Genomic DNA, 12735 nt, shown 5'->3' on the forward strand with positions numbered 1-12735 from the left:
TATCACATGCAATTGATTTAAACTTAACAAAAATGTATTTGTATTTAAGGTTTGAATAGATTAAAATGAATGTAATGGAACAAACGGGAGGGCAATTCGATGGTATTTGAAAACTCTGGTATTGAAAACGTAATTATACCACAAGATGTTTTACAATTAGTGATGAATAAAAACGGTTGTGTACTTGGTGGAAGCTGGGACTACGAACGTATGACTTTTGACTACAAATATGAAATTCCAGAAGGAATTTATTACTTACGCTTCCCAGGATATGCAGTGGAAGGAGACGTAGGTGCGCGTAATGCAACTTTACAACTCATGGACCCTTACATGGGGAAACACTACTATCCAACAGGAATCGAATACGGTAAAGATGAGTATTTCCCTGAGCGTATTGTAGATCATGCAATCCAAAAAATTAAAAAGATTCATACTGACTTAGTTGAATTAGCATAACAAAAACCCGAAGTGAGGATCACTTCGGGTTTTATTATGTCCTTAATTATTTGTGATTAAAAATAGCTTCGAAGAGTCCTGCTTGTTCTCCACCTGGATACATGATGTAAAGTAACACATACACCATAACTCCAGTGATTGCAGTAATAAACCAAATCACAGATGTTAACATACCTAACTTTCTATGAATACCTAGTTTGTTTTTCTTACCAGTAAATACTTGATAACCCCCAAGTACTCCACCAATAGTAGACAAACAGATATGCGTAATTAGGAAGATTACATAATATGTTTTTAATGTTTCTGGTCCAGCGAAAGTCGTACTACCAATAAAGACTGTTTTAGAAACGTAGATTACAAAGAAAATACCAGCAAAAATTGCTGATAAAGTCATGAATCTGTCATGACCTTCTAAATCTTTATTTTTTCCGAGAATTTTTGCTAAACCAATCGCCATCATAATCGCACTTAAGACGATAAATGATGTACTGATCGTTGGCAAAATAAAATGTAAGTTCATAAATGATTATCCTCTTATCTATATTGTCTATCCAATTCTTGTTGTTTAAGTACTTTCTCTAAATTCTTTCTAGTAATTTCTTCTTGGTCTCCACTTTCAGATTTCCACCAGTGGAAGAAGATATATCCCAGAATAACAGAGAAAAACACTTCTTGTAAAATTTTCATGATAATACCGCCTGTACGTTGGTCCCCAAGAGGTGTCATCGTACTGAAGTACTCTGGTCCTGAAATCATATTTTGACCTTTAAGTGAGTCTAATACGCCTGCAGGCACACATAATTCCATCGCTTTTAACCAAGAACCGCTTTCTGTATACGTTTTAAACATTGGTGCTTCAGCGAATATAATCAGACCACACGCTGGTAGTAATAGTCCTCCGATACCAAATACATATAGCATCTTAAATAATCCACCCATATGTTTCTCTTGTGGATCGATTGTGTTTAATACTGGCCAGAAACACATCGTCGCAGTAATAAAAAGAATTGCAAGTGCAAGTACGTGTAGTGATTGGTTCATCTTAAGTGCATCCATGACAACAGGAATGTGATAAAGACTAAACGCTGCACAGAATAATACAAGTACAACTAAAGGCTTTTGGCACATCTTATGTAGTTGTCTTAACACGGGTTGCTTAACGAGATATCGCCATAAATAATCAGGAACTGCGAAATACAGCATTGGCGGTACAAGGAGTAACCCAAGCGCCATTTGAATCATATGGAATGTAAATAGAATATGACTCAATATATCTATTGGTGAACCAAAAGTAATGTAGAACAGTATGAATACGCTAAGAGACATAAATATCTCAAATGGTGTTAGTTTTCTTCCACCTTCGAATTCTTTATACCATTTCATTGTTAGTAAGAAATATGCAATTGCTACTGCAATTGTAAATACTAGTAGAAATGGGCTCCAGTTAGCTATAAATCCGAAGATTCTAATAGATAGAAGTCTATCCATTATTCATCACCCTTTTTTATTCGATAGCTTAATTATAAAGCATTATTGAGAAATCTCAATAGACCCTAGTTGACAATATTATTACAAATTAAAAAAGAGACTAGAACTTCTAGCCTCTTTTATAGTTTTAGATTGGGTTACCAATCCAAACGATCATGATGAAACATACTACGAATGCAATTGCAAAATACATACCTACAAGGATGAATAGTTTCGCAAATTCATGACCTTTATCTTTCATATGCATGAAATAGTAGAATTGTAATACTACTTGTAAGAACGCTAATCCAATTACTATTGGAATAACAAAGTTCTTATCAATTTCAAGTGCAACAAGTGCAAATGCTATAAATGTTAAGAAGATCATGAGTCCGAATGAAATCATTTGGATTCTCATTTCTTTCGTACGTTCCATTCTCAGATACTTTAATTGTGATTCTGTTAACTGTTCATGATTTTGTTCAGCCATCTATAACACCCCTAACAGATAAACGATAGTGAAGATGAATACCCAAACTACGTCGATGAAGTGCCAGTACAGTGAAGCTGTGTTCACTTTAGCAGCAGTATAAACAGATAATCCACGGTTTGCATTACGGATGATTAAGAGTGTAATCCAAATCAAACCGACGATAACGTGGAATCCGTGTGTACCGATTAAGAAGTAAAAGGCACTACCGAATGCACTTGATCTAAACGTATGTCCAAGTTTTACGTATTCTACGAACTCGTAAATCTCTAGTGCTAAGAATCCTGCACCTAAAAGTACAGTGATTCCTAACCATAATTGCATCTTACCAAAGTTATTATTTCTCATGTGATATACAGCGAACACTGATGTAAGTGATGATGTTAATAAGAACATCGTCATTACGAATGCAAGTTCTAGGTGATATAAATCAGCTGCTACTAAATGTTCTTGGCTTGGTACTTGGTCTTTAAGCGCTAAGTACGTTGCGAATAAACTAGCGAAAAGTACTGTTTCCCCAGCAAGGAATGTCCAGAACCCAACAAACTTGTTGCGTCCTTCTAAAGTTGCTTTTTCTGGGTGCACTGGCCATTGTTCATTTGGTACATCGTATCTTATTTCAGCCATTATTTTGCACCTCTTTCTCTAGCTTCTAATTCTCTTAAATCAGCTTCAAGCTCTTCTTTAGGAATGTAATAACCTAAATCATCTTTCCATGATCTAACACCCATTGAAATGAATGTAATTGCTAGACCAGCGATTAACACGTATAGTGCCCATGGTTTTTCTGGTAGGTTTGCTACCGCATCGATTGCCCAAGGTTTTCCTGATGCGAAGTATAACGCACCAAAACCAGCTACGAATAAACCAAATGAAATCATGAATGGAATGAATGAATTGTTTGGCATATGGATTGCTTCTACAGGACCTGCTGCAGGAATTGTTCCATCGCCCTCTTCTTTTTCTAACGCTAAGGCGTCAATACCACGGATAAGCGGTGTATTAGCAAAGTTGTAATATGGAGTTGGTATTGGTAATGACCATTCTAATGTACGGCCGTCACCCCATGGGTCCGTTCCAACTTTTTCGTTTTTAACAAGTGTTTTAATAATATTAATTAATAATATGATTACCGCAATCGCCATCAAGGCTGCGCCTATAGATGAAATCATGTTGGCAGTGTTATAACCTTGTCCGTCTAGGTATGTGAATACACGACGTGGCATACCCCATAGACCTAACCAGTGTTGGATTAGGAAAGTACAGTGGAATCCAATAAAGAAGATTACCATTTCAATCTTACCTAATTTTTCACTTAACATTGTCCCCGTTATAATTGGCCAATAGAAGTGAAGTCCAGCGAGTAATGCGAATACTACCCCACCAACGATTACATAGTGGAAGTGAGCAACGATGAAATATGAGTCATGGTACTGGTAGTCTGCTGGCGCTGCTGCCTGCATGATACCTGTTACCCCACCCATTACGAAAGATGGGATGAATGCTAATGCATAAAGCATTGGCGTTGTGAACTCGATACTTCCGCCCCAGATAGTTGCGATCCAGTTAAAGATCTTAATACCTGTCGGTACGGCAATTGCCATTGTTGCTAAAGCAAAGATTGCGTTCGCAGTTGGTCCAAGACCTACAGTGAACATATGGTGTGCCCATACCATGAATCCGAAGAATCCAATAAGTACTGTAGCGAATACCATTGCTGAGTAACCAAACAGTCTCTTACGAGAGAATGTTGAGAAGATCTCAGAGAATATACCGAATGCCGGTAAGATTAATACGTATACTTCTGGGTGTCCAAAGATCCAGAATAAGTGTTCCCAAATAATTGTGTTACCACCGGCTTCTACAATAAAGAAGTTAGATCCGAACATACGGTCAAACATCAGTAAGAAGACACCGATTGTAAGTGGTGGGAATGCGAATACGATAAGAATAGCAGCTACAAGAGTTGTCCATGTGAATAATGGCATTCTCATGTAAGTCATACCAGGAGCTCTCATCGTAATAATAGTTGTTACAAAGTTAATACCTGAAATTAAAGTACCTGCACCTGCAATCTGTAAACCAACTGCATAGAAGTCAATACCATGACCAGGTGATGCGATAGATAGCGATGCATAGCTTGTCCAACCTGCATCTGGTGCTCCGCCTAAGAACCATGAAAGGTTAAGGAAGATACCACCAAATACGAACAACCAAACACCTAAACTGTTTAAGAATGGGAACGCAACGTCACGTGCACCAATCTGTAACGGAACTACTGCGTTCATAAATGCAAACAGTAGTGGCATGGCAGCTAAGAATATCATCGTTGTACCGTGCATTGTAATTACTTCGTTAAACAGACCTGCTGATAAGAAGTCGTTGTTAGGTACTGCAAGCTGAGCTCTGATAAGCATCGCTTCAATACCACCTAAAGCGAAGAAGAATCCACCAGCAACCAAGTAAATAATCGCAATTTTCTTATGGTCAACTGTTGTTAAGTAATCCCATAATACTGCACCAAAGCCAGCTTTTTTACCTTTTACCTGTGCCATTACTTATCTCCTCCTTCTTCGTCTTTACTTTCGCGTAATTTTGATTTGTCGCCTGTACCTTCATCAACTTTTAATGTCATGAGGTATTCTGCAACTTTTTCAATTTCTTCATCATTTAACTGATATTTACCAGTCATTTTGTTACCTGGTTTGATTGACTCAGGATCTTTGATCCAGTCAACTAAGTTTTCTTTGTTATGCTCTAAGATACCAGCAACTAGTTCACGGTCACCAAAGTTAGTTAAGTTTGGTCCCACTGCACCAGCACCAGTTGGAGTCACTGCGTGACATCCGATACATGAGTTATTGAAGATATCTTGCCCTTCTTTTGCGTCTCCTGCGTCAGCTTGGATTGGCTCTTCAATTTGTTTCATGTCAGCTAACCATTGTTCATAGTCATCTTTTTCTAGAGCATTTACTTTGAAGTCCATTAAAGCATGTGATGGTCCACATAGCTCAGCACATTTACCGTAGAATAAACGGTCTGCATCTTGTGCTTTGTCGTCATCAAACACTAAGAAGAAACTGTTCACACCATCAACGTTAGTGTCAAGTTTACCCCCCGCTGCTGGAATCCAGAACGAGTGTTTTACATCTGCCCCTTTAAGGTTGAAGAATACTTTCTCTCCAGTTGGAACAACTAAATCTTGAGACGTTACTACACCCTCATGCTCGTATTCAAACTCCCACCAGTATTGGTGTGCTGTAACGTTGATAATTGTTACATCTTCGTTTGCTTCACCTTTAGCATTTACCATTTCAGTTGTGTCACCTTGTTGGAAAGTGAAATATACTGTAGGAATTGCAAGGATGATTAGTAGAACAATCGGAATAGAAGTCCAAATAACTTCTAGTGTGTGGTTACCAGCAACTTGTTTAGGTTTGAAATCTTCACCTAACTGGCTTCTTCTACTCTTGAATACTGCGATACTGAATGCAACTGTTACAACGACAATTACTAGTATCATGATTACGATGGAAATAACCATCAGATTGAATTGTTGTCTCCCAACTTCACCTGCAGGCTTTAGTGTACTGAGATGATTCTCTCCACACCCTGCAAGGAACATAGTAAGAACAGACATTAACATAATAAATTTTGTTTTTGTCCAACTGTTCTTCATCTAATTTAACCCCACTTTCAAAAGATTATGTTCAGATTAATAGTCCGGCAACTATGATCATCACATAGAATATAAGAATGTAATTCAACGAGAAGACAAATACTCTCCCGGCATAACGATTATAGTCTTCAATAGGTTTGAACTTGTTTAGAGCAATTACGAGCCAACTTAAGTTAAGTAAGCTTGAGACTACTACAAACCAAGTTCCAAGTTCTGCCATTAAAATCGGTGTGAGAATAAGTAAAGCGATCCACATAACGATTGAATACATCGCGCGTTTATTACCTTTAACTGAAGGTAACATTGGTACTTGTGCATTGCTATACTCTTCACTTCTTCTAATTGCTAGTGCATAAAAGTGCGGTGGTTGCCAAATGAACATTACAATAAACATCGCCCACGCGAGGATATGTAAGTTTGGTTCAATAACTGCCCAACCGATCAACGGTGGTGCTGCGCCAGGCAATGCACCAATAACGGTGTTTGATACAAGATGTCGTTTAGAATATATAGAGTAGAGCACCACATATCCAAAACCTGCAAGTAATCCAATAACACCCGCCGTACTGTTAATCATGAAGAGAATAATCTCTCCGAGCACTGCCATTGAGAAACCAATTTTCAAAATGTCAGGACCTGAAAAAGTACCGTCTAAACTTGGTCTATCTTGTTTTGAAGACATAACACTATCGATATCGCGATCGTAGTAGTTATTCAACGCACAGACACCGCCGATTAAAAGAGTTGTTGCGAGTAACATGAGTAATAACACAGGGATGGATTTAAAAAATGACTGATTATAATACATTACTGCTAAGAATCCTGCAGCAAATGCGGGAATCAAGTTCGCTTTTATAATTCCTTCTTTAATTAATACTCTGAATGCACTAATTCTTTTACTGACTGTCAGATGTTGTCTATTGCTAGACATTTCTCCATGCATCTATACGCCTCCCTTCAAAGACACTTCTCCCTTATAATGATAAAGGATATTACAAGCTTAATCTATAGTATAAGTCTAAATTTCACTAACAAAGTTCAAAGAATGTTCATTAATAGTCATTTTTGAACCTTTGGTTCTATTCTATACTATAGTGAGTTGCCATTTACATATTGATTTTACCACAAATTTACGATTTGTTAAGTCTATTTATTAACTTTAATGATTGCAAGAACAGTTTATTTAGTTTATATTTATTAATTGTAAAACATAAGCAACTCAGGAAACTTGGGGTGTTACATTTTGTATAGAAACTTGAAAATTGTCGCAGTGATAACAACCCTGATCATGATTTTCGTTCAAATCGGAGGTTCACTTGTAACGAAAACTGGTTCCGCTGAAGGGTGTGGAGATTCTTGGCCACTCTGTCACGGACAGTTATTTCCAAAAGATTGGCCACTCGACACAATAATAGAGATTGCACACAGAGGTGTATCTGGACTAGCAATTATCTTTCTAATTTTATTTGGTGTTATGGCATGGAGACAAATGTCACATGTACGTGAGACTAAATTTTTAGTCTATGTATCACTATCATTTATATTAATTCAATCATTAGTAGGTGCAGCTGCAGTAGTCGGTCTCTGGCACGGAGATTTTGTTCTAGCAGCACACTTTGGTATTTCACTTATTTGTTTTGCTGCAGTATTTGTACTTACATTACTCGTCTTTCACGTCGATCAGAAATTCGATACTAAAGATTTAATTATTAAACAAACGCTTAGAAATCACACGATTGGTATTACAATTTTTATCTATTTTGTAATCTATAGTGGTGCTCTAGTAAGACATGCAGATGCGTCACTTGCATGTACATCTTGGCCTCATTGTATGCCAAATCAAATCATTCCAACGAACTTCTATCAGTGGGTTCAGATGGGTCACAGATTTTTAGTTCTAATATTATTTGTGTGGATGGTCATTGCACTAATCCATGTATATAAGCATTACAGTAATTATAGAGTGATTAAAAATGGTTGGACAATTATGTTTGTACTGTTACTACTTCAGGTACTTACAGGAGCTCTTACTATATTTACATATGTGAATATCTTCATTGCCCTATTCCACGCACTCTTCATCACTTTGCTGTTCGGAATGCTTTGTTACTACATCTTATTATTATCTAGAAATGAATATAGAGAAAAATAAGGCTTGGGGAAATTTCCCAAGCCTTATTTATTTCTCTAAGCTTCTTCTATACCTTATTTCTTTTGCTGCAATTGAAAGAAGTGCTAAAGCAATCGATATACTAAGAAAACTCGATCCTCCAAAACTCATGAGAGGTAACGGCACACCAGTTAATGGTAACGCACGTGACATTCCTCCAATATTTAAGAAGCATTGAACTATTATATAAATGCCAATCCCAAATGTGATTAGTTTTAAAAATAGATCTTTAGATACTGTTGAATAATAGAAACATTTATACACTAAAAATGCATAAAGTAAGAGTACTATGATTACTCCAACGAGACCAAATTCTTCTGCAAATACTGCAAAAATAAAATCTGTTTGTGGTTCTGGAATATAACCAAGTTTCATGATTCCATTTCCAAGTCCAGTTCCAAATAATCCACCATGTGATATTGCAATCAAGCTGTTAGATAGCTGATATCCACTACCTAACGTGTCTTGGAAGGGATGCATAAATGTCTGTATTCTGTTCATTTGATAAGTGGGTATAAAACTACCATCAAATATAATAAACGCGAGTACAAATAATGCTAAACCTATGACTACTGTTCCAACAATATAAAATGTATATTTTCTCGGAAAGTTTAAATAAAAAAACATTCCAAAAATAATTGATAATATAATTAAACCAGTACCAAAGTCGTTATTTAATATCCAAGCACCGAGTCCTAGCATAATTCCAAAAGGCGCTAAGTGTTTCCAGTCCGTTGCTTCTAATCCATTGTGTACTTTATTTCTAAGATCATAGATATAAGCTAAATATAGAATCGCAACAATTTTCAAGAATTCTGAACCTTGAATATTGATGAAACCAATTCTCACCCAGTTTTTCTCACCGTTAACCTCGTCACCCATCACTAATATTAATATGAGTAAAATCACGATTCCAAAGACCATAGCAACTTGTAACCATGTTTGTTTATAAAAGCTGCTCTTCGTGAAGAAAAGCATAAACATGAACACTGTGGATCCAATAATCACATATCTTAACTGTGAATTAAAATAATATGCAGGATTGTAACCCAGGTTTGGATTTTGACCTGCACTCACCATCGTAGCGCTAAGAATCGTGATAAGTCCAATTACTGCTAGGATGATATAGATGAGTGGTATTGTATAATCTATGTACTTATTCAGCTGCATCGTTGTCTTGCTTTTAACTTTCTTTTGTTCCATAAAAAATTCTCCAATTTAAAAAAGTCTAAAGATTATTCTCTAGACTCGATTTTCTTCTTTATGTTTATAGTAAGCATCATGAACTTTAGAAACTTCTTTTTCAAGGTGTTCTAAAATCTCCTTACCTCTATCTTTATCAATGAGACCTAATCTCACAGCGAAGTTAATTTCTTTAGACAAACCAAACATTTGAGTGTCCAATACTTCTTCATATACAGGACATTGTGGCATTGTCAAATTAGCCATTTGAACTTCGATGAGTTGTACAATTCGATTCGCATCTATTTCTAGTTGTTCGTAAGCCAATCGGCTTAGAGTTTCGATGTCAGACACATGAGACAACCCCTTTCATATCTCAATTAAATATTACTCTACATGGTTTAGTTTTACAAGAGAGACCAGAAATATGAACAATAAAATATGTACAAATTCAAAAAACTGTTATACTTTAATTTGAATATGAAAGGAGCACCACAATGTTACTAACAATTTCTGGAAAAGTAGAGTTTACAATCACACTAGATTCTAGTGCATGGATTTTTGATGATAGAAAATTACACCTAGATACTTTAGTATCTTCTGAAGATGAAATCTCGTTCGAAGATAATAAAGAATGGAATAGACAAATCATTGAAGGTGATACACTACCTCCAACTTTAAAAACTGAAAAGCAATTTAAATCAACAAAACAAGAGCTTTTAGAAGGTACATTTGTAATGAATCTCTCTCCATTCCTTGAATATGCAGAACCAGAGACATTTACATATAGAATTACTCATAAAGATGGAGTAACTGAATTACCTTATAAAGATCGATACAGTCATTATGCTCAGTTTTCAAAAGAAGGTAAACGTTTATACGACGATGGTATGATTGATATATTAATCATCGAAAACAACTTACTCCTTGAACGTTATGAATACGTGACTAAAATAGAATTTATTTAAAAAAATGCATTCCCAAATATCTGGGAATGCATTTTTAGTTTGTCTATTATTCACTCTTTACTTTTATCTTGCCACTTTTCTTATCTTGGTGGAGTCTAAATCTATAGATTCCCATAACCGCTGCAATAACTACCATACATTCTGCTACTGGATAAAACGCACCAAATAACGTGAGTGGTATACAGCCAATAAACATCAAAATATAGATAACAATATTTTGCCAAAGCTTAATTTTCTTTGCAAAACCAAGCACGTACGAAAGTACAGCCAATAGATAAATTGCGATGAACAATAACCACATGCCTACTTCTGGATTTGTATCTACTCCAAACAATCTCGCAAAAAATGAAAGTCTGTTATCCAATAAATTCGCACCCGTATTCAGCAATACTTGAGGGAAAAACAACTAATTTCACTCCTCAGATTTCTTTTTTTCTCTTTTCGCAGCGCGATCTCTTTCACCTTTATCTAGAATCTTTTTACGCATACGTATTGATTCTGGTGTCACTTCAACAAGTTCATCCTCATTGATATACTCAAGCGCTTCTTCTAACGTTAAAATTCTTGGACGTTTCATAGTTTGTGTTTGTTCTTTTGTTGCTGAACGAATGTTGTTTGCTGCTTTAACTTTAGTGATGTTAACAGTTAAGTCGTTATCACGAGAGTTTTCACCAACAATCATTCCTTCATATACTTCAGTTCCTGGTTCCATGAAGTTTGTACCACGGTCCTCTAAATTAAGAATTGAATACGTGCTAGCTGAACCTTTGTCCATAGAAACAAGTACACCATTTCTACGCCCACCAATACGACCTTTGAGTAATGGTCTGTAGCCTTCAAACGTATGGTTAAGTATACCATAACCACGCGTTAACGACATGAATTCTGTGGAATAACCGATTAGTCCACGTGCAGGAATATGGAAGATTAGACGCGTCTGTCCATTTGCACTCTGAGTCATATCTGCCATTTCACCTTTACGAGTTCCAAGCGATTCAATTACAGAACCTGCATATTCACTTGGTACATCAATTTGTACACGTTCATATGGTTCCATTTTTTTACCATCGATTTCACGAATGATTACTTCTGGTTTAGATACTTGTAACTCAAATCCTTCACGTCTCATGTTTTCGATAAGAATAGATAAGTGAAGTTCACCACGACCTGACACCTTCCATGCGTCTGGACGGTCTGTAGGATCTACTCTTAATGATACGTCTGTCTCTAATTGAACATTTAAACGTTCTTCAATTTTACGTGCTGTAACAAATTTACCTTCACGACCAGCGAATGGTGAATTATTTACTGAAAATGTCATTTGTAATGTTGGTTCATCAATAATTGGCGCTTCCATTGGTTCTTGAACATCTGTAGGTGTAACAGTTTCACCTACATTGATATCTTCAAGTCCAGATAAAGCAATGATATCTCCAGATTTTGCACTCTCGATTTCATCTCTTTGCAATCCAAAGTAACCAAACATTTTGCTGATTCGGAAGTTTTTAACTGTACCGTCTAATTTTATAAGGGATACTTGTTCACCAACATGAAGTTCTCCTCTAAAAATACGGCCAATACCAATACGACCAACGTAATCATTATAATCGAGTAATGAAACTTGGAACTGTAATGGCTCATCACTGTTATCAATTGGTGCTGGGACACTTTCAATAATTGTGTCATATAAACATTTCATGTTTTCATCTTGCTGTTTTGGATCAAGACTTGCTGTACCATTCATTGCTGATGCGTATACAACTGGGAATTCTAACTGATCATCATCTGCATCAAGTTCAATGAATAATTCTAATACTTCATCCACTACTTCTGTTGGGCGTGCTTGTGGTTTGTCAATTTTGTTTACAACTACTAATGGTTTTAAACCAACTTCTAATGCTTTCTTTAATACGAAACGCGTTTGTGGCATTGTTCCTTCAAAAGCATCGACAACTAAGATTACGCCGTCTACCATTTTAAGAATACGTTCAACCTCTCCACCAAAGTCAGCGTGTCCAGGAGTATCTAGAATGTTAATACGCACACCCTCATAGTCAATCGCTGTATTTTTTGATAGGATTGTAATTCCGCGTTCTCTTTCAATGTCATTTGAGTCCATTGCACGTTCTGCAACATGTTCGTTTGCACGGAAGATTCCTGATTGTTTGAGTAACTGGTCTACAAGTGTCGTTTTTCCGTGGTCAACGTGGGCAATAATTGCAATGTTTCTGATATCTTTTCTTAAGTTCATCAAATAATTCCCTTCAATCTGTGTATCTAACTAAAATATTATATCACAATGAATGTTATTATATGTGCTACA

Annotated in this window: 14 protein-coding genes; 3 read left to right on the forward strand and 11 right to left on the reverse strand. The window is 36.3% G+C overall.

The window, feature by feature from the left end; genetic code table 11:
• Positions 1-99: 99 nt before the first annotated feature.
• Positions 100-456, forward strand: coding sequence for a YugN family protein (locus IEU51_RS03325; RefSeq protein ID WP_186086883.1), 357 nt, complete (start codon positions 100-102; stop codon positions 454-456).
• A 46-nt stretch (positions 457-502) separates the two neighbouring features.
• On the opposite strand, the gene IEU51_RS03330 is transcribed toward IEU51_RS03325, so the two are convergent.
• The 7 genes from IEU51_RS03330 to cyoE all read right to left on the reverse strand — a co-directional run bounded on the left by IEU51_RS03330 (position 503) and on the right by cyoE (position 7023).
• Positions 503-976 carry a DUF420 domain-containing protein gene (locus tag IEU51_RS03330; protein ID WP_186086881.1) on the reverse strand — a complete coding sequence of 158 codons (474 nt, stop codon included), beginning with the start codon at positions 974-976 and terminating at the stop codon, positions 503-505.
• A 14-nt stretch (positions 977-990) separates the two neighbouring features.
• Positions 991-1944, reverse strand: a complete 954-nt coding sequence (ctaG, locus tag IEU51_RS03335) for a cytochrome c oxidase assembly factor CtaG (protein WP_186086878.1) — start codon at positions 1942-1944, stop codon at positions 991-993.
• Positions 1945-2071: 127 nt separating this feature from the next.
• Complete coding sequence (locus tag IEU51_RS03340; protein ID WP_186086875.1) at positions 2072-2413, reverse strand: cytochrome C oxidase subunit IV family protein; 342 nt, start codon at positions 2411-2413, stop codon at positions 2072-2074.
• The gene (locus tag IEU51_RS03345; RefSeq protein WP_186086872.1) at positions 2414-3040 is read right to left on the reverse strand and encodes a cytochrome c oxidase subunit 3; all 627 of its coding nucleotides are present in this window, start codon (positions 3038-3040) and stop codon (positions 2414-2416) included. It lies immediately after the preceding gene.
• Positions 3040-4968, reverse strand: coding sequence for a cytochrome c oxidase subunit I (locus IEU51_RS03350; RefSeq protein ID WP_186086870.1), 1929 nt, complete (start codon positions 4966-4968; stop codon positions 3040-3042). The genes IEU51_RS03345 and IEU51_RS03350 overlap by 1 nt, the downstream gene beginning before the upstream one ends.
• The gene (coxB, locus tag IEU51_RS03355; RefSeq protein ID WP_186086867.1) at positions 4968-6092 is read right to left on the reverse strand and encodes a cytochrome c oxidase subunit II; all 1125 of its coding nucleotides are present in this window, start codon (positions 6090-6092) and stop codon (positions 4968-4970) included. Before coxB ends, IEU51_RS03350 begins: the two co-directional genes overlap by 1 nt.
• 31 nt (positions 6093-6123) lie before the next feature.
• On the reverse strand, positions 6124-7023 hold the full coding sequence (gene cyoE / locus IEU51_RS03360) for a heme o synthase (RefSeq protein ID WP_186088361.1): 900 nt from the start codon (positions 7021-7023) through the stop codon (positions 6124-6126).
• Between the two features lie 312 nt (positions 7024-7335).
• Between cyoE and IEU51_RS03365 the strand changes: the two genes are divergently transcribed.
• Positions 7336-8244 carry a COX15/CtaA family protein gene (locus IEU51_RS03365; RefSeq protein WP_186086865.1) on the forward strand — a complete coding sequence of 303 codons (909 nt, stop codon included), beginning with the start codon at positions 7336-7338 and terminating at the stop codon, positions 8242-8244.
• Positions 8245-8271: 27 nt separating this feature from the next.
• On the opposite strand, the gene IEU51_RS03370 is transcribed toward IEU51_RS03365, so the two are convergent.
• Positions 8272-9465: an FtsW/RodA/SpoVE family cell cycle protein gene (locus IEU51_RS03370; protein ID WP_186086862.1), complete on the reverse strand. Its 1194-nt coding sequence runs from the start codon at positions 9463-9465 to the stop codon at positions 8272-8274.
• 39 nt (positions 9466-9504) lie between these two features.
• Complete coding sequence (locus tag IEU51_RS03375; RefSeq protein WP_186086859.1) at positions 9505-9798, reverse strand: YlaN family protein; 294 nt, start codon at positions 9796-9798, stop codon at positions 9505-9507.
• Between the two features lie 143 nt (positions 9799-9941).
• Here IEU51_RS03375 and IEU51_RS03380 point away from each other — a divergent pair, with 143 nt between their 5' ends.
• A complete protein-coding gene (locus IEU51_RS03380; protein ID WP_186086856.1) occupies positions 9942-10412 on the forward strand; it encodes a hypothetical protein in 471 nt (156 codons plus the stop codon).
• 46 nt (positions 10413-10458) lie between these two features.
• Here the strand turns inward: IEU51_RS03380 and IEU51_RS03385 are convergent, their stop codons facing one another.
• Positions 10459-10776 (reverse strand): YlaH-like family protein, encoded by a 318-nt coding sequence (locus tag IEU51_RS03385; RefSeq protein WP_268234177.1) that lies wholly within the window; start codon positions 10774-10776, stop codon positions 10459-10461.
• A gap of 48 nt (positions 10777-10824) precedes the next feature.
• Entirely contained in the window at positions 10825-12666 is a 1842-nt protein-coding gene (gene typA, locus IEU51_RS03390) for a translational GTPase TypA (protein WP_186086853.1), read from the reverse strand.
• Positions 12667-12735: the final 69 nt, after the last annotated feature.

The organism is Phocicoccus schoeneichii (genome assembly GCF_014635565.1).
In the GTDB taxonomy this organism is placed as follows: domain Bacteria; phylum Bacillota; class Bacilli; order Staphylococcales; family Salinicoccaceae; genus Phocicoccus; species Phocicoccus schoeneichii.